The organism is Caloramator sp., assembly GCF_020054765.1.
Lineage (GTDB): Bacteria > Bacillota > Clostridia > Clostridiales > Caloramatoraceae > Thermobrachium > Thermobrachium proteoclasticum.
In genome coordinates this window covers 13,859-32,547 of sequence record NZ_JAIHAO010000009.1, presented here as the reverse complement: position 1 = coordinate 32,547, position 18,689 = coordinate 13,859, and the positions used below count along the sequence as shown (strand labels likewise).

Below are 18,689 nucleotides of genomic sequence, written 5' to 3'. Positions count from 1 at the left end.
AAAATTTTTGCTGCCCATAAGGGCAGCAAAATGTAAAATAAACAATTTCTTATTCATGCTACTTTTCTTAAAAACTTTTGCTTAATCTTTAAAACAATTTCATCAACTTCCTTTATCTTCATAAATAAAATCACAACAAAATAAACAATTCCACCTATTATAATTGAACAAATTAATGATAAATTTTTTGAGATTACACCAACTAAAACATTGTAGCTTATCTTTGCAACTGCTCCCATAATAATAGATGCAACTGTTATTTTTATAAATGATATGCTTATCTCTTTTAATCCAAATGAACCTATCTTTTTTCTTAGTGAAATAAATAATAGGCCTGTACATACTATAGCTGAAATACTTGTTGCAAGTGCAAGACCTGCAATTCCCATAAACTTAGATAACGTTATATTCAATATTATATTCATAATCAACGCTATTACAGCATTTATAGTTGGTGTTTTTGTATCCTTCATAGAATAAAAAGCTTTAGATAAAACTTCACGAAGTCCATACCCTATCATACCAATTGAATAGAAAAACAACGCACTTGAAGTCATTTGAACTGCCCTTTCATCAAAGGCACCACGTCCAAAAAGCATCTCAACAATAGGGGTTGAAAATACCATAGCTCCCACTGTTGAAGGAATAACAAGAAAATTTATTGCAGAAATTGATTCTGATAAAGACTTTTTCAACCCTTCATAATTATTTTCTGCAACCATCTTTGATATCAAAGGAAATATTACTGTACTTATAGATGTTACAAACAATCCCATGACAAATCCATTTAATTTATTAGCATAATTTAACGCTGAAATCCCACCCTCTGCTATTTTAGATGCAATTGTTCTGTCTACCAATACATTTAATTGATTCACCGAAACACCGAATATAGCAGGTAATGCTATAGCTATTAAGTTTTTAATATATTTATCCTTAACATTAAATATAAAAGTAAATTTATACCCCTTTTTAAAAACAAAAGGTAATAGTAAAAGAAGCTGTGCTAAAAAAGCTACAACACTACCTATAGATAAATATATATTATATGTTTTAGATGCCACAAACATAGAAAATATTATTATAATATTCATTGGAAATCCAATTAATGCTGGAATAACAAAATTATTTTTTATCTGCAAATAAGCTGAAAAAATATATACTAAACCAGAAAAATATATTCCAAAAATACTTATCCTTGTAAATTTAACTGCCAGCTTTAATGTTTCACCACTAAAACCTGTTGCAAACAATTTTACTATAGGTGTTGTAAATAATACAGTTATAACAACCAATATTGTACATAGTACAATTAAAATGTTTACTATATTATTAGTAAATTTAATTGTCTTCTCTTCACCTTCTTTGGCTTTTAAATCACTAAACATAGGAATAAACCCTGTGCTTATAGCTGTTCCAATAAAAGCAAATAAAACACCTGGTATTGTTAGCGAAATCAAATATGCATCTGTAACATTATTCGCCCCAAAGAAGTAAGACAAAGAAACTTCCCTTGCAAAACCTAAAAATTTAGAAAAAATAGTAATTATCATTATGATTAAAGCAGTTTTTTTCATTTAGTCACCTCTTAGTCTCTACCATATAAATCCCTTGTATAAACCTTATCCCTTACATCCTCTAACTCCTCACACATTCTGTTTGCAACAATTACATCTGATATTTCCTTAAACTCATTAAAATCTTTTATTACCCTTGAATTAAAGAACTTGTCCTCTTTTAAAACAGGTTCATATACAACAACCTCTATTCCCTTTGCCTTTATTCTCTTCATTACACCCTGTATAGCCGATTGTCTAAAGTTATCTGAATCAGTTTTCATTGTAAGTCTATATATACCTACAACCTTTGGATTTCTCTTTATTATCATTTCAGCTATATGGTCTTTTCTTGTTGTATTTGCTTTAACTATTGCCTCAATCAAATTATTTGGTACATCTTGATAATTTGCAAGAAGCTGTTTAGTATCCTTTGGAAGACAATATCCACCATATCCGAAGGATGGGTTATTATAATGGTTTCCTATTCTTGGATCTAAACAAACACCCTCTATTATTTGTTTTGTATTTAGTCCTCTAACTTCTGCATAGGTATCAAGCTCATTAAAGAAGGCTACTCGCATTGCAAGGTATGTATTTGCAAATAGCTTTATAGCCTCTGCCTCTGTTGAATCTGTAAATAATACAGGAACATCCTTCTTTATTGCTCCTTGCAGAAGTAAATTTGCAAATCTTTCAGCCCTCTCTGATTTTTCACCTACTATTATTCTTGAAGGATAAAGGTTATCATAAAGTGCCTTTCCTTCTCTTAAAAATTCTGGTGAGAATATTATATTTTCTGTATCAAACATCTCTTTAACCTTCTTTGTATATCCTACAGGTACAGTTGATTTTATAACCATAACTGCGTCTGGATTTATTGCAAGAACTGTAGCTATAACACTTTCCACTGTTCTTGTGTTAAAATAGTTTTTCTCTGGATCATAATCTGTTGGAGTTGCAATAACTACGTATTCAGCATCCTTATATGCCTTATATGTATCTGTTGTCGTCTTTAAATTTAGCTCCTTTGTTTGTAAGAATTCTTGTATCTCTTTATCAACTATTGGAGATATTTTGTCATTAACCATATCTACTTTTTCTTGTAATACATCTACAGCCACAACTTCATTGTGTTGTGCTAAAAGTACTGCTATGGATAGTCCTACATATCCTAATCCTGCTACTGCAATTTTCATCTTTGGTCTCCCCCTTTTAAATGAATATAAATTTAATTTTTTTCATTTTATATTCTTATATGTAACACCAATAATTTAACTATCGTATATACATCCTTTACGTCTTATAATTCTAAATTAATAATTAATATAAATAGCTGATAAAATCGATATTTCTATTAGTTTTAATATCTTAGTTCTAATTAAAAAGTAACTATATAGATTATTATTATTATTATTTCAGTTCTCTATATAGTTTGTATTTATTTTACTTTATATATTTTTACAATTATACATCATCTTTTTTAATTACTTTATATGGATTTCCAACAATAACACAATAATTAGTTATGTCTTTAATAACTACAAAAATTGTACAAATTACAACTCACTTTACCTTTATTTATATTACCAACAATAACGTAATTAATACCTATCCAAACATCTTAATCAATCAATATTTTATTTCTATCACACACAATGTCCCAATCTTTTATTGGTACTCCAACTTAATCATATACTATGTATCATATGTTATCTTAAAATTGGATTATTATCGTATTATCACATATTGATATTGATTGTTAATGCATATAATTATAATTGTATAATTTCCACAATTAATTTACCCTATAATTATACACAACTTAATTAATTTGTTTATTTGTTTTAAAATTTACAACAAACGATAATATAAACCAAAATTGATTGTTTGTCATGTAAGTTCCACTAAACATTAATAAAACAAAGCAATAAATTGCTAATGTATTTAGTATTTTTAAATTTACATCTTTCCTCGTTATTTTATTTAGTTTCTTAATAACTAAATAGTTGATAATTATAAATATACTTAAATATATTATGCCTCCCTGTACCAGAATCTCTAAAAACAAATTATGAGGATAGCTATTAAGATAATTATAATAACTAAATAATCCATATCCATAAATTGGTGATAGTTTTATCAATTCTATAGTTAAAATATAAATTATATCCCGTCCCGAAGTTCCTTCCCAATTAATTCCATTATCTGACACATATTCAAACAATCTTCTTAACGAACTATTAAACACAGAATTATTAATTAATATAGGTAATATATTTAAATACAATATAATAACAATAATAACAATACATATTTTATTTAATATCGATAATCTATCATTTCTAACTAAAATTAAAAAATAAATTAAATAAAAAATTACTAAAATCATCGCCCCCCTTGCACCTGTTGTCATAACGCCAACCAATTGGAATATTACCAAAAAATAACTTAATATTTTATATAATTTAGATTTAAAAATATTAAACCTTGCGATATTTTTATCCCAAACAATAAAACATAAATTAATTCCTAAAGCTAAAGCTGCTGTGTAACCAGCAAATTGATAGCTTCCACCACCAATATTTGGTTTATATCCCAATATTAAAGTATTATAAATTGTTTTTATTGTTGAAATTGTAAAAATTAACATTATTATTTCTATTGATTTTAAATATTCACAATATTCATCATCACTTATATAAATTCCCATAATTACATTAGGTATTGCAAAAACATTAAAGAGAATGAATGATTTTGTACCTATACTGTTTATTCCTACTAAAGCATCTTCAATAAAAAAAAACATAATTATTACTGCTATACTGAACAAAATTAATAATTTATTTTTATTAAATTTAATTCTTTTATAAAATACTCTAACAAAATATATAATTATAGATAAAGAATAAACTATTATATTTAATATTATATAAATTTGTGAAGATTCTCTCCCTTCATAAGTTTTACCAAAAATATTAAATATAGCAAAAAAGAGTTGAGGGAAAAAAATAATAATTATAGGTAAAAATTTTTTCATTTCAACCATCCTTTATTTTTAATTAATAAATCGAATTAATTTAGTTACATTTGATAATTATTTAAAATTTACACTTTTTTCAGCAATTTTTTTATAAGAAAAGACACTAATCCCCTGATTTTCTGATATTTGTTTCATTCTTAAATATAAAATTTTATCATACAATAATTTTTCAATTTTCTCTTTTATTTGTTCTTTTGAATCTTCATACAAAAACTCACAATTCCCCCCAACATCCACATGCGTTGTTCCTTCCCAATACTTTACAATCATTGGTATGCCTAACCCTGCTACTTGCTCCCAAAATACAGAATGCCTACCTGGAAATACAACTAAATCAGCTGCTGCAAAATAATTATATGCTTCATCAGCCGATATCCAGCCAATATATTGAACTTTTTCACCGTCAGATAAGGCTTGTACTTTTTCTTTTAATTCTTGAACTACAGATCCGAATACAATCAATTTTACTTTATCATTATTAATTTCCTTAACTGCTTCCATTAACAATAATGTTTGCCATTTTGCAGTATCAATTTTACCTCCTGTCATTATCAAAAAGTCGTCTTCCTTAATTTTATATTTTTCTCTAATTTCTTTTCTAACATTCGGATCTTTTGCTTTTATGACTTTTTCATCATCAGCTCCCATTAATAATAAATCAACTTTCTCTTCTGGAATTTTATAAACATTTTTTAAAAAATCAACCCTAGCTGGAAGAACACCATAAAATCTTGTTGTATATGGTTCAATCATTTTAGCACATAGACGCCAAATAATCTTATGTAAAATATTTAAAGACAACCAATTTGTAGCACTATTTGAAAAATCAGCATGATTATCTACAAATACCTTTATATATGGATGTTTTTTTATATATTTTACAACATCTTTTATATTAATAAATTGTACCCCATGGATGAATAGAATTTCCGGCTTCTCTTCTTCAATAGTTTTATACAAATTGTCGTATATTTTAAATTTTGAATTAATTGTTGTTCTATATTTATTTTCTATTCTAATAATCTTTACACCATGCTCATTTATATATTCACTTCTTTTATCTATTACTAACTGTCCTTTATCATTAAAAACATATCTTGAAGTAATCACACTAACTTCATACCCAAGTTTTTTGTGATACTTAGGTAATAAATTATCTTGATAAGTCCAATTATCTGTTACCGGTCCACATAAACATATATGTGTTATTTTCATAATAAATCACCATCTTTTTTATACATATTAATATATTCATTAAATTTATTTTTCTTATCAAATTTTTTTGCTTGTATAAAACAATAATCTTTTTTAATTTTGATTGTTTTAATTTTTTCTTGTAATTCTTTAATATCACCTTTATTAACAATCACTCCACAGCTTTCATCCACGCACTCCACACTTCCTCCTGTATTAAAAGTAATAACTGGTGTGCCGCAAGCAAGTGCTTCTAAATTTACTGTCGGGAAATTATCTTCTAATGTCGGATTAACAAAAATATCTGCAGCTGAATATATCTCAACTAACTCATTCAAATTATTTGTTCGTTTTATACCTACAATATTTTCAGGTAAGTTTTTTAATTGTTTTTCATTCAATCCAACTAAAACAATTTTATAATTTTCATCTAACATTTTAGAAAGTTCAATAAAATATTTTAATCCCTTTCTTTCATCCCATATATTTGCAACACCCAATATAACGAACTTATCTTCAATACTATATTTTTTTCTAAAATTACTTCCATCTACTGGTTTAAATACATTTAAATCAATTCCATTATGTATTACTTTAACTTCATATTCCTTTAAAAAAGATTCTTTTACTAAACCAGCAAGCCATTTAGATGGAGTAACAATAGTCATATTTTTTATTCCAGTAAATAATTCTTTTTTCTTTTCATAATTCACACCAGAACTATCTATAAATATATTTTGAGGATATTTATTTTTCTGTGGGCAGTTATAACAACCAGTTTTCCATTTATCACAACCAACGTAATCAAAATATGCACAGTGCCCAGTAAAAGCCCAACAGTCATGTAATGTCCACACTATCTTTTTATTGCTTCTTTTTAAATAACTAAACAAAACTTCAATATTAATGTAGTACCCATGTATATTATGAAGATGAATTACATCTGGATCTAACTCTTCTATTTTTTTAATAAAATCAATTGTGGCTTTTTTTGAACCAAACCCGTGTCTGTCAAATAATCTTGTTAAAGCTACATGCTTATATACATCAACATCATTACCAATTCTAATAGCATTATCACAATTTTTTGCTTCACCTCTACCATAGGCTATAAAGCTTTCATGTCCCTGTTCCTTCAATATTTGATGTATATCTGTTGCTATTCTACCAGTGCTTCCCACTCCACAGACAGAATTTATTTGTAAAACCTTCATTAATTCTTCCCCCACACAACTCTATTTACATAATCCGTATAAGAAAGTATTATTCTTAATACCTTTTCAGACACATTAGGCATACTATAATCTCTAACTAATCTTAATGTATCTTTCTTTTGTGTCTCTAAAATTTCAAGTCCTTGTAATATTCTTTCCTTCTTTAATCCAACCATCATAACAGAAGCTTCTTCCATTGCTTCTGGTCTTTCATGGGCTTGTCTTATATTTAATGCTCTTAATCCTAAAATTGAGGATTCTTCACTAATTGTTCCACTATCACTTAAAACTGCTTTTGCATTCATTTGTAGCTTTACATAATCATTAAATCCAAGTGGTTTAAGTGTTTGTATTAAAGGATTAAAATTTATTCCTTTAGCTTCAATCATTTTTCTTGTTCTTGGATGTGTACTAACTATCACAGGTAAGTTATACTTTTCTGCAATAGCATTTAAGCTTTCAACTAAATCCATAAAATTCTCTTCTGAGTTTATGTTTTCCTCTCTATGGGCTGAAACTACAAAATATTTTCCCTCTTCAAGTCCAAGTCTTTCAATCACATCAGATTTTTCTATATCCTTCATTTTAGCTTGAATTACCTCATACATTGGGCTTCCTGTTTTTATTATTCTATCTATTGGGAATCCTTCTCTTATTAAATATTCCCTTGCTATATCACTATAGGTTAAATTAATATCTGCTGTATGGTCAACAATTTTTCTATTTGTTTCTTCTGGTACCCTTTGGTCAAAGCATCTATTTCCTGCTTCCATATGGAATATTGGTATGTGTCTTCTCTTAGCTGCAATTGCACTAAGACAACTGTTTGTATCTCCAAGCACAAGAAGTGCATCAGGATTTTCTTTTTCTAAAATTGGATCAATTTTTATTAAAATATTTCCTATTGTTTCTACTGCTGTTCCTGTTGCAGCATCAAGGAAATAATCAGGCTTTTTTAATTCTAAGTCTTTAAAAAACACTTCATTTAATTCATAATCATAATTTTGTCCTGTATGAACTAATATATGGTCGATTGCTTCTGATTCTTCAAGTTTTTTTATAACTTGTGAAAGTCTTATTATTTCAGGTCTTGTTCCAACAACTGTCATAACCTTAAGCCTTTTCATGTCATCTACCTCTTTTTAATGTTTTTTGTATTTTTTTCTGTAAATTTTTTATCCTATAGACAATATAATCTTTATATATTAATTTATCTTTTCCATATTCTGAAATAATTTTTTTATTAATTTCAAAATCGTCAGAAATTCTTATATATTTGTTGGGTGCAATTAATATTCGATCATTACTGTATATGCCATTTATTTCCATATTTCTTTTTTGAAAATGTACATACAATATTTCATTTTTAATTAATTCATTGTTCATTAAACCAAGTCTAAATAATGAACCTTTTTCAAATAAATAAATATTATTTTTTACATATTCTTTTTTCATTAATTGATATGGATAAAATCCATATTTTCCAACATATATGTCGTGAAAAATTATCTCATCATACATACGAATATTATTTTGTTTAAAAATATAATTTATACCCCAATGCCCCCATTCATCAAAAGCAAAACTTTCGTCACAAGAAAAAACCTGTTTAAACCTTTCCAAATTATTAATTTTACTTTTATAAAGTTTGTTTATCTTCTCATTATTTCTATATAATGTAAAATATCCTCTACTAAGTATTTTATCATATTTTTCTAGTATATCATTAGTTATGAATTTTCTTATATTACCAAATATTATATCAATATCACAATATCCCCAAAAATCATATTCAGATAAATATTCATTGAATATATCTCCATATGCTGGTTTAAAATCACATAACTTATATGGTTTAGAAAGATTTATTTTAAAATCATATTTATTTTGTATTTTATTTTTTAAATGATCAAATGACATATATTCAACACGAAAATTATCTGGATATTCATAATATGTTTTATCATCTGTTACTAATAAATAGTTAATCGTTTTGTTATACTTACAAGAATTCAAAAATATATCAAAATTATTTGGCAATTTTCCAAAATATGGAATAATAAAGCATATTTTCATTGATTAAACCTCCAAAACGTATGTATCTGGCTTTTCTTTATCAAATGGTTCGTTTGCCCACATTATTGTAACCATATCTGTATCTCCAAGGTTCTCTATATTGTGTGTGTATCCTGGTGGTATATCAACTACCTCTAATTTATCACCACTTACATAATACTCTATAACTTCATCTGAATCAATCCTTCTAAATCTAATTACACCTTTCCCACTTATAACAAGGAATTTTTCGTTTTTTGTATGATGCCAGTGATTACCCTTTGTAATACCTGGTTTTGAAATATTAACAGATATCTGTCCCCTATCTATAGTTCTTATAAATTCGGTAAATGAGCCTCTATTATCAACATTCATTTTTAATTCATAACTAAACTTATCCTTTGGTAAATAGCTAAGATAGGTACTATAAAGTTTCTTTGTAAATTCATCACTCATATTAGGAATGGTTCTTTCTTCTCTACTCTTCTTGAAAGAATATATAAGTTCTGCAATCTGCCCTAAAGAAGCTGTATATATTTTTGATACTTCACAAAATTCCCCCACTCTATTTTCTTTACCTTCCAAAGCGTTTATAAAATCTTCTACCACATCATCAATATATGCAAGAATTAAGACAACATTTGGATCATTTATCTTTATAGGTAAATCATTTGCTATATTATGGCAAAATGTTGCAACTGCACTATTATAGTTTGGTCTGCACCATTTACCAAATAAATTTGGCAATCTATAAACTAATGTTTTATTTCCATTTTCTTTTCCAAAGCTAAATACTAAATCCTCTACTGCTTTTTTGCTTCTTCCATAAGGATTGTCAAGCATCGCTTGTATAGATGATGTTATTAGTATTGGAGATTTATTATTATACTTTTTTAACAGGCTTAACAACTCACTTGTAAAACCAAAATTTCCTTGCATATATTCTTCTTCATTTTGTGGCCTATTTACTCCCGCAAGGTGAAATACAAATTCACAGTCTTTAGTAAATTCATTTAAAAGACTTTTATCAGTATCCTTATCAAATTCATATATTGAATTATATCCTCTGTTTTTAAGTTCCGCTATTAAATTTTTACCTACAAAGCCCTTAGAACCTGTTACAAGTATTTTCATTTTTTTCACCTTTCTTATATCATTTTTTCTATTGTTATAGCAGCTTCTTTTACATTGTTAAACTCCTGTAGTTCTTGCTTCATATAATCAAGTGAAAGTAGCTTTTCCTTTATTTGTTCAACATTCAAGATAGTTGTATTATGTGAGTTGTATTCTCTATAATTTGATAAGTCTCTATTTCCTTCTTCAAAATATTTTCCGTAATTTAAATCTCTGTTATCTGCAGGAACTCTGTAGAACCCTCCTAAATCTTCCGCTACAAGATATTCTTCTTTAGTTAATAGTGTTTCATATAGTTTTTCACCATGACGAGTTCCTATAACTTTTATTTCATTATCTGCATTAAATATTTCCTTTATAGCCTGTGCTAAATCACCAATTCTTGCTGAAGGTGCTTTTTGAACAAATATATCTCCTGATTGAGCATGTTTAAATGCATATACAACAAGTTCAACTGCTTCCTCAATGCTCATTAAAAATCTTGTCATGTTTGGGTCTGTAACTGTAAGTGGTTGTCCACTTTTAATTTGCTGAATAAATAATGGAATTACTGATCCACGTGATGCCATTACATTGCCATATCTTGTACCACAAATAAGCGTTTTATCTGGTGATATTGTTCTTGATTTTGCTATAAATACCTTTTCCATCATTGCCTTTGATATTCCCATTGCATTTATTGGGTATGCTGCTTTATCTGTTGAAAGACATATTACCTTTTTAACACCACATTCAATTGCAGCATTCAAAACATTTTCTGTTCCTATGACATTTGTTTTTACTGCCTCAAGTGGGAAAAATTCGCATGATGGAACTTGTTTCAATGCTGCTGCATGAAATACATAATCTACACCATACATAGCATTTTTTATGCTTTGTGGATCTCTTACATCACCTATATAAAATTTTATTTTATCATTACGATAAAACTTTCTCATATCATCTTGTTTTTTCTCATCACGAGAAAAAACCCTTATTTCGCCAATATCTGTATTAAGAAATCTCTTTAATACAGCATTACCAAAAGTTCCTGTACCTCCTGTAATTAGTAAGGTTTTATTTTTAAACATATTTATACCTCCAAAGTCAAATTATTTTCAAAATATATATCAATCTTATCGATTAAGTCTTTTTTATTAAAATTTCTAATATAATATTCCCTAGCATTTTTCCCTATATACCTTAATTCCTCACAAGATTTGTTAGCCATTTTAATTATATTTTCAGCTAACTTCTCAGCATCTCCTGATGGGCTACATATACCTGCATTTGCTTCACTAATTATCTTAGCAGTTTCTCCATTAGCAGAAGCAATAATTGGTATCCCACAAGCCAAATATGATTGAAGTTTTGCTGGTATTGTCATTTCAAAAAGTGGACTGTCAGTTAAACAAATAAAAGCTGCATCGCAAGCTGCCATAAATTCAGGAATTCTTGATGCTGGTTGTTTGTCTATGAAGTTAAACATATCTGAAACATTTAAAGAATTAACAATTTCTATTAATGTTTCTTTATATCTTCCATCACCAACTATATTAAAACGTATTTTTCTTTCTAAAGATTTATCTTTCAATAATGATGCTACATTGGGTAATATATCTAATCCTTGAGCACTACCAATATTGCCTGCAAATATTATATTAAAAGCATCATCATGTGGAATTTCTTTAATATTATTTTTTTCTAATGGTATATAAAAATCTTCTGCATATTGTGGCCAAAATTCAATTTTTTCTCTTGGTACCCCTCGTTTAGCAATGGCCTCAATAAAACTTGTTGATGTTGTGAATATTTTTGTACACCTTGCATATATATAATCAACCATCTTACCTATGGAACCAATAATATACTTGTTAGTTATTCCTGTAATTATCTCAACATTCTCAGGCCATAAATCTTGCACATATAGGTAACATGGTATCTTTCTCTTTTTTGCATACCAAACTCCAGGCAAAGCCTGTGTCATTGGAGATACTTCAAATATAAATACATAATCAGCCTTTATTCTAGTAAATACTTTCCAAAAGAAACCTGAAACAACAAATGATAAATAGTTTAAGGCAAGCGTTATTGCGTTTTTACCTCTTGGTATTAATGGAATTCTAATAATCTCAACACCGTTATAAATTTCTCTTCTCTTTTTAAATAATCCATAACCTTTATAAAATTTACCTTGTGGATAGTTTGGAATGCCCGTAATTACTGTTACTTTATATCCTCTTTTAACCCATTCTACACATAAATCATTTATTCTAAACTGTTCAGGATAAAAATATTGTGATATAACTAAAATATGTTTTCTCATTATTTATTCACCATTCCAATTAATTTTCTGTTATTTTCACTGCTTCCTTTAAATCCCTAATTCTATATTCAACCTTATACTCACTCATACTCTTTTCATAAACTAAATTTCCAAATACCTTATTAATAATTCTAACTTTCTTACCCATTAGTTTAAGTAATGGATTGAATGCCTTCGTAAGCATAACTTTTTTTCCATGTGCTTCAGCTATTAATTTTACTAACTGGCTTGTCCCAACATACTCCTTATTTTGAGGATAAAATATTCCTTTTTCATTATTATCTATCATCAGTCTAATAAATTCACAAAGATTATCTATATGAAGCATACTTCTTTCATTTTTTATATCTGGAAACATAGGTAGCTTTCGTGCCACTTTAGATAGCTTTGGATAATTTCCCTTTGAACCCTTTCCAAAAATCATAGGTGGTCTTATTACTACAACATTAAAATTATCATCTTGAAGTGGTAGAATACCTTCTTCTGCTTGCAATTTGCTTCTACCATAGAAGTTACTTGGTGTTGGGACTGTATTTTTATCTATAACTCTTTTATGGTTAATATGACTGCTGTCGCCATAAACTATAATGCTGCTCATAAAAATAAACTGTTTTACACCTTCAGCCTTTGCTTTTTTTGCTGTTTCTATGGTAAGATCACGATTAACTTTATAGTATAATTCCTCCATTTTAGGATCTGTTGATATATGTGCAATTCCAGCCACATGAAAAATAACATCATACTTTGAAAAGTCATATTCTTTCCATTTTTGATTTTTCATATCTAAAGTATCTACAATATATTTATCTGGCCATTGGCTTACCCATTTTTCAAAGCTTGTACCTATATAGCTATTGGCACCGGTTATAAGTATTTTTTTCACTCTATTTTCACCTCTATTTGTTTAGTTGGATGGTTGGTTAGTTAGATAGTTGGTTAGATTTTTTCTATCTAACTAATCTTATCCCTTCCCCATTCTCACTTCGTCAGTATAATTTAATATTGTACACATTTTAATATTGAACTTTTATATTAAATTATATTTATTAATCAAATATTTTCAATAATATTTTAATTACTCAGCAATGTTAATCTTTTCATTATCTACTTTTAATTTGCCTGTTCCACCTTCAACAACACCCTCGCTTCTTAAAACACTAAATATTGTTTTAAAAAATATTTTAGTATCAAATAAGAAGCTCATCTTTTGTACATATTCTCCATCAAACTTTGCTTTTATTTGAATTGGTAGTTCATCTCTACCATTTATTTGTGCCCATCCTGTAAGGCCTGGAAAGACATCGTTTGCCCCATATTTATCCCTTTCTGCAATTAAATCATATTGATTCCAAAGAGCTGGTCTTGGGCCAATGATACTCATATCACCCTTTAGAATGTTTATAATTTGTGGTAACTCATCAAGGGATGTTTTTCTTAAGAATTTACCTACCCTCGTGATCCACTTCTCTGGATTTTCTAAAAGGTGTGTTGGTGTATCTTTTGGTGTATCTATTCTCATTGTTCTAAACTTTAATATTTCAAAATGTGTTTTATTAATTCCCACTCTTTTTTGTTTGAAAAATACTGGCCCTTTTGAATCAAGTTTTATTGCGATCATAAGAATTAGAAATATTGGTGATAAAACTATAAGTCCAATAAGTGAAAGTAGAAAATCTATAAATCTTTTTATGTACTTTCGATACATTCAATCATCCTCCTTTTATAGGTTGGAAAGGTGATAACCTCTCCACCTATTCCTCCCCTGCTGCAACCTCATCGTATACCTTATACGTCTCAACTATCTCCTTTAGCTGCTTCTTTATCTTCATAGGTTCTTCGGATTGTAGTGCAAATTTTAGGGCGTCAAGCTTAAGTTTTAGCTCTTCATAATCTATATTTAGTGGTTTTGCAACGTATATTTTGCTGTTTTGGGTCTTTGTTAGTCCCTCTTCTGATAAGAGGAGTTCTTCATATAGTTTTTCACCTGGTCTTAGGCCTGTTATCTGTATCTTTATGTCCTTCTCTGGTTCAAAGCCTGATAGCCTAATTAGGTTGCAGGCCATATCGTATATCTTAACAGGCTCGCCCATATCAAGAACAAATATCTCTCCACCCTTTGCAAAGGCTGCAGATTGAAGAACGAGTTGGCAGGCCTCTGGGATTGTCATAAAGTATCTTGTTATTTCTCTATGGGTTACAGTAACAGGGCCTCCCTTTTCTATCTGTCTTTTAAACAGTGGTATTACTGAGCCGTTGCTTCCAAGCACGTTTCCAAAACGAACTGCAACAAATTCAGTTTTACTTTTCTTTGCGAAGGCTTGTACAATCATTTCTGCTGTTCTCTTTGTTGCACCCATTACATTTGTTGGGTTTACTGCCTTGTCGGTTGAGATAAGTACAAATCTTTTTACGCTGTATTTGTCTGCACATTCAACAAGGTTTAAGGTACCAAATACGTTGTTCTTTACTGCCTCAGATGGGTTGTGTTCCATCAATGGCACGTGCTTGTGGGCTGCTGCGTGGAATACAACATAGGGTCTATATTTTTCAAATATTGTTTCCATTCTCTTTTTATCTCTTATTGAAGCTATTAAAACCTCGATGTCTATGTGGGGATGATTTGCTCTAAGCTCAAGTTCAAGGTCGTAGGCGTTGTTTTCGTATATATCAAGTATTAGAAGCTTTTTAGGATTAAACCTCATAACCTGCCTGCAAAGCTCAGAACCTATAGAGCCTCCTCCGCCAGTAACTAAAACAACCTTATCCTCTATGTACTCCTTGATTGCTCTATTGTCAAGCTTTATAGGATCCCTCTTTAGAAGGTCCTCAATCTTTACGTCCCTTATTTCCCTAACCCTTTCGGTGTTTGATAAAACCTCATCCATTGAAGGCATTATTTTAACTTCACAGCCTGTGGATTTACATATCTTAATTATCTCCCTCTTGTCGTGTATGTTTAATGTTGGGATTGCTATTATTATTATATCAGCTTTATATCTATCTGCAATAGTAGGAATATCATCCCTATTTCCTAAAACCCTTGTTGACATTATTGTCTTTCCTATCTTTGCAGGGTCGTCATCAATAAATCCTACAACTTCGTAGTTTAAAAGTATGTTTTGTCTTATCTCCTTTAAAAGGAGAGTTCCTCCAGATCCTGCACCAACTATTAGGGCTCTTTTTTTGCCCTGTGCAAGCTTCTTTGTTGCACCTATGCTCACTCTTCTATATACTCTAAAGCTAAGCCTTAGTAGGTTTGTTAAAAGGGCTGTAAATATTGCATATAAAAGAACAAACCTTGTTTCAAACTGGTTGAAAAGGAAGTTGTTTAAAAGAAGGTTTGTTAGTAAAAATAGAGCGTTTGCAAAGAAGGATGATATAAGTTCATCAACGCTGGCATAATGCCATAGGCTTTTATATAGACCAAATAGTGCATAGGATGCAACTAAAAAAACAGTATTTAGTAATAGATAAGAATTGTTAAAGGAATACTTTATCCTATCTCCATATACAAAAAATGATGACAAGACTAATGAAATATTTAATAATATGATATCTGATATTATTAAAGTTAAGTATCTATATTTTTTTAGCTTCTCCAATAAAATCACCTTCTCATAATTACTATATCGGCTAATGTTACAAAAACTTTAGATGTAATTTTTACCTATTGAATAGGAATCCCTTCTTCTTTTTCTTCTCCTGCTCTTGTCCATAGTAGTAGTGGTAGTAGTATCCATAGTAGCCGCGTCTATTGGTATCAAGCTTATTTAAAACTACACCAAGTATATTTGCACCAACCTTAGTTAGTAGTTCCTTTGCCTTAACCACAGCGTCTTTCTCTGCTTCACCTGATGCTACAACAAGTATTGTTCCATCGGCATATTTAGAAAGAACTTGTGCGTCGGTTACCATAAGAACAGGAGGTGTATCTATAATAATGTATTCATAATTTTTTTCAACGTCAGATATAAAGTTTAGCATCTTTTGTGACGATAAAAGTTCTGCGGGATTTGGGGGCTTTGTACCGGATGTTATTATATCAAGGTTTTCAACAGGCCCCTTTATTATTACGCTTTCATATTTTGCTTCGCCAACTAAAAGATCAGAAATACCGTATAAATTGGAAATTTTAAGTTTTTTATGTATACTTGGTTTTCGCATATCGCAGTCTAAAAGAAGCGTTTTATGTCCATTTTGTGCTAATGTTATAGAAAGATTTAATGCTGTTGTGGTTTTGCCCTCACCTGGGGCAGAACTTGTTATGACTATTTTTTTAACCTTTTTATCAAGAGATGAAAATTGTATATTTGTTCTTAAAGTCCTATAGGCCTCTGCTATAGGGCTCTTTGGCTTTTCTACAGTAACTAAATCAATACCAACCATTTAAACCCCCACCTTTAAAAAAATACCCATTTTAGGATGCCTTATTTACCCACATAATGTAAAAATAAAATGTCAATTGATATAAATCCCCCAAAATCTTAAGCTATATACAGACTTGTTTTCTATATTTACTGCTTCAAAAAAAACAAAAAAACAAATCACCCCAAATACAAAATATCTGGTGGTGGGTGCCCTACTATCTCCACCTACTCCAAGGGCCCAGATACAGAGTAGGCTTCACAGATCACCAATCGCTATTTAATGATAACATATGAAATATTTTTGAATAAACTTTTAAATTTTTATAATAATTACGAAATAATTATATATTTCATAATTATAATTTTGTTGCTCTAAAAATATTAAAAATACTTCGTTTTTCTTTGATTTTGTTAAGTTTGCTACATATTTCGACATTTTTTATTAACATTTCAGCATTATATGATAATGTTTGATAATAATCTTTTTTTAATTTATTAAGAATCTTAAGGGCATCTTCAAAGTGTGGGCCTCTTATGTTTTGGGTGTGGGCATCGGTTGCTAAAAAATTAAAGGAGCCATTTTCAGCTATTCTTAGGGCTGTTTTTTTTACGTCCTTTCCAAAAACTCCTGTTAGGCTGGAGGAGTTAATCTGAATTAAGCATCCTTCGTCTATTAGTTTGTTTAAAAAGGTTATATCCTTTATGACATAATAGTATCTCTCGGGGTGGGCGACAACCACTCTATATCCTAAAAGACCTATTTCATATATAAGGTCAAAACCGTAGTCAGGAAACCTTCTATAGTCAAACTCCATAAGTATATATCTTGAATCGTTTAGGGTTTGGATTCTTCCCTCCTTAAGGTCCAAAAGTGTGTCCCTTGTGGCATATACTTCACTTCCAGGAAGGATAGTAAAGTCTATGTTTTTTTTCTTTAGCAGGCTGTTTACTTTTTCTACTTCCATCTTTATTACATCTCTTGTGTTTTCAAAGTAGGATGTGTAAAAATGGGGGGTTGCGATAACTTTGTCAACTCCCTGTGATTTATATATTTTTATCATCTCAATTGTCGTATCTATGTTGTCTGCTCCGTCATCTATTTCTGGGAGTAGGTGGCTGTGAATATCTATCATTTTTTAGCACTTCCTTCTTCACCATAATAATAGTAATAATATCCATAGCCCTTCCTTGATTTTAACTCAAGCTTATTTAATACAACACCTATTATATTGGCATTTACCTTGTCAAGAAGATCCTTTGACTTTTTAACAAGTTCCTTTTCAGCCTCACCACTTGATACAACAAGTATAACTCCATCTAAAAAGCTTGATAGTATTTGTGCATCTGTTACTGCAATAACAGGTGGTGAGTTAAGAAGTATATAGTCAAAGTGGTTTTTCATTTCATTTATAAAATTTCTTAGCTTGTTTGATGCAACAACCTCCGCAGGATTTGGAGGAAGTATTCCACTTGTTAGGATATAAAGATTGTCGCTGTATTTTTGTATAACCTCAAAGGGATTTTTGTCCTCTATTAAAATGTTGGTAAGTCCTGTTTGGTTTGAGAGTTTAAACTTTTTATGAACTGTTGGCTTTCTAAGGTCTGCATCTATCAAAAGAACCCTTTTACCCGACTGTGCCATAACAAGTGCAAGGTTTCCAACAGTTGTGCTCTTTCCCTCCCCTGGTGCAGAGCTTGTTACAACTATTGTCTTTATGTCCTTATCAAAGGAGGAGAACTGTATGTTTGTTCTAAGTGTTCTATAGGATTCGGATATTGGAGATTTAGGATTTTTTTCAACAATAAAATTTGACATATATC

16 protein-coding genes are annotated in these 18,689 nt (G+C 29.5%); all 16 read right to left on the bottom strand.

Going from position 1 to position 18,689, the window contains the following annotated elements:
• Positions 1-53: 53 nt before the first annotated feature.
• The 16 genes from murJ to JG776_RS04705 all read right to left on the bottom strand — a co-directional run bounded on the left by murJ (position 54) and on the right by JG776_RS04705 (position 18,684).
• The gene (gene murJ / locus JG776_RS04780; RefSeq protein WP_291965196.1) at positions 54-1,577 is read right to left on the bottom strand and encodes a murein biosynthesis integral membrane protein MurJ; all 1,524 of its coding nucleotides are present in this window, start codon (positions 1,575-1,577) and stop codon (positions 54-56) included.
• An 11-nt stretch (positions 1,578-1,588) separates the two neighbouring features.
• A complete protein-coding gene (locus tag JG776_RS04775) occupies positions 1,589-2,755 on the bottom strand; it encodes a nucleotide sugar dehydrogenase (protein WP_291965195.1) in 1,167 nt (388 codons plus the stop codon).
• 626 nt (positions 2,756-3,381) lie between these two features.
• A complete protein-coding gene (locus tag JG776_RS04770) occupies positions 3,382-4,365 on the bottom strand; it encodes an O-antigen ligase (protein ID WP_291965193.1) in 984 nt (327 codons plus the stop codon).
• Positions 4,366-4,653: 288 nt separating this feature from the next.
• The gene (locus tag JG776_RS04765) at positions 4,654-5,814 is read right to left on the bottom strand and encodes a glycosyltransferase family 4 protein (RefSeq protein WP_291965191.1); all 1,161 of its coding nucleotides are present in this window, start codon (positions 5,812-5,814) and stop codon (positions 4,654-4,656) included.
• On the bottom strand, positions 5,811-7,007 hold the full coding sequence (locus tag JG776_RS04760; protein WP_291965189.1) for a glycosyltransferase: 1,197 nt from the start codon (positions 7,005-7,007) through the stop codon (positions 5,811-5,813). Before JG776_RS04760 ends, JG776_RS04765 begins: the two co-directional genes overlap by 4 nt.
• Positions 7,007-8,134, bottom strand: coding sequence for a non-hydrolyzing UDP-N-acetylglucosamine 2-epimerase (gene wecB / locus JG776_RS04755; protein ID WP_291965187.1), 1,128 nt, complete (start codon positions 8,132-8,134; stop codon positions 7,007-7,009). Before wecB ends, JG776_RS04760 begins: the two co-directional genes overlap by 1 nt.
• Before the next feature lies 1 nt (position 8,135).
• Complete coding sequence (locus tag JG776_RS04750) at positions 8,136-9,083, bottom strand: DUF6625 family protein (RefSeq protein ID WP_291965186.1); 948 nt, start codon at positions 9,081-9,083, stop codon at positions 8,136-8,138.
• A 3-nt stretch (positions 9,084-9,086) separates the two neighbouring features.
• Entirely contained in the window at positions 9,087-10,196 is a 1,110-nt protein-coding gene (locus tag JG776_RS04745; RefSeq protein WP_291965184.1) for a capsular polysaccharide biosynthesis protein CapF, read from the bottom strand.
• Between the two features lie 14 nt (positions 10,197-10,210).
• Positions 10,211-11,266, bottom strand: coding sequence for a nucleoside-diphosphate sugar epimerase/dehydratase (locus tag JG776_RS04740; RefSeq protein WP_291965183.1), 1,056 nt, complete (start codon positions 11,264-11,266; stop codon positions 10,211-10,213).
• A 2-nt stretch (positions 11,267-11,268) separates the two neighbouring features.
• Positions 11,269-12,501 (bottom strand): glycosyltransferase family 4 protein, encoded by a 1,233-nt coding sequence (locus JG776_RS04735; protein WP_291965181.1) that lies wholly within the window; start codon positions 12,499-12,501, stop codon positions 11,269-11,271.
• Between the two features lie 19 nt (positions 12,502-12,520).
• Positions 12,521-13,384, bottom strand: coding sequence for an NAD-dependent epimerase/dehydratase family protein (locus JG776_RS04730; RefSeq protein ID WP_291965179.1), 864 nt, complete (start codon positions 13,382-13,384; stop codon positions 12,521-12,523).
• 192 nt (positions 13,385-13,576) lie between these two features.
• A complete protein-coding gene (locus JG776_RS04725; RefSeq protein WP_291965177.1) occupies positions 13,577-14,206 on the bottom strand; it encodes a sugar transferase in 630 nt (209 codons plus the stop codon).
• 46 nt (positions 14,207-14,252) lie between these two features.
• Positions 14,253-16,103: a nucleoside-diphosphate sugar epimerase/dehydratase gene (locus JG776_RS04720; protein ID WP_291965175.1), complete on the bottom strand. Its 1,851-nt coding sequence runs from the start codon at positions 16,101-16,103 to the stop codon at positions 14,253-14,255.
• 61 nt (positions 16,104-16,164) lie between these two features.
• Entirely contained in the window at positions 16,165-16,887 is a 723-nt protein-coding gene (locus JG776_RS04715; protein ID WP_073248406.1) for a CpsD/CapB family tyrosine-protein kinase, read from the bottom strand.
• Positions 16,888-17,224: 337 nt separating this feature from the next.
• Positions 17,225-18,001, bottom strand: coding sequence for a CpsB/CapC family capsule biosynthesis tyrosine phosphatase (locus JG776_RS04710; protein WP_291965171.1), 777 nt, complete (start codon positions 17,999-18,001; stop codon positions 17,225-17,227).
• On the bottom strand, positions 17,998-18,684 hold the full coding sequence (locus tag JG776_RS04705) for a CpsD/CapB family tyrosine-protein kinase (protein WP_291965169.1): 687 nt from the start codon (positions 18,682-18,684) through the stop codon (positions 17,998-18,000). Before JG776_RS04705 ends, JG776_RS04710 begins: the two co-directional genes overlap by 4 nt.
• Positions 18,685-18,689: the final 5 nt, after the last annotated feature.

Bases quoted from the DNA above. Each gene is read 5' to 3' on its own strand.
- murJ (WP_291965196.1), bottom strand. From the start codon at position 1,577: ATGAAAAAAACTGCTTTAATCATAATGATAATTACTATTTTTTCTAAA.
- JG776_RS04775 (WP_291965195.1), bottom strand. From the start codon at position 2,755: ATGAAAATTGCAGTAGCAGGATTAGGATATGTAGGACTATCCATAGCA.
- JG776_RS04770 (WP_291965193.1), bottom strand. From the start codon at position 4,365: ATGTTTTTTTTTATTGAAGATGCTTTAGTAGGAATAAACAGTATAGGT.
- JG776_RS04765 (WP_291965191.1), bottom strand. From the start codon at position 5,814: ATGAAAATAACACATATATGTTTATGTGGACCGGTAACAGATAATTGG.
- JG776_RS04760 (WP_291965189.1), bottom strand. From the start codon at position 7,007: ATGAAGGTTTTACAAATAAATTCTGTCTGTGGAGTGGGAAGCACTGGT.
- wecB (WP_291965187.1), bottom strand. From the start codon at position 8,134: ATGAAAAGGCTTAAGGTTATGACAGTTGTTGGAACAAGACCTGAAATA.
- JG776_RS04750 (WP_291965186.1), bottom strand. From the start codon at position 9,083: ATGAAAATATGCTTTATTATTCCATATTTTGGAAAATTGCCAAATAAT.
- JG776_RS04745 (WP_291965184.1), bottom strand. From the start codon at position 10,196: ATGAAAATACTTGTAACAGGTTCTAAGGGCTTTGTAGGTAAAAATTTA.
- JG776_RS04740 (WP_291965183.1), bottom strand. From the start codon at position 11,266: ATGTTTAAAAATAAAACCTTACTAATTACAGGAGGTACAGGAACTTTT.
- JG776_RS04735 (WP_291965181.1), bottom strand. From the start codon at position 12,501: ATGAGAAAACATATTTTAGTTATATCACAATATTTTTATCCTGAACAG.
- JG776_RS04725 (WP_291965177.1), bottom strand. From the start codon at position 14,206: ATGTATCGAAAGTACATAAAAAGATTTATAGATTTTCTACTTTCACTT.
- JG776_RS04715 (WP_073248406.1), bottom strand. From the start codon at position 16,887: ATGGTTGGTATTGATTTAGTTACTGTAGAAAAGCCAAAGAGCCCTATA.
- JG776_RS04710 (WP_291965171.1), bottom strand. From the start codon at position 18,001: ATGATAGATATTCACAGCCACCTACTCCCAGAAATAGATGACGGAGCA.
- JG776_RS04705 (WP_291965169.1), bottom strand. From the start codon at position 18,684: ATGTCAAATTTTATTGTTGAAAAAAATCCTAAATCTCCAATATCCGAA.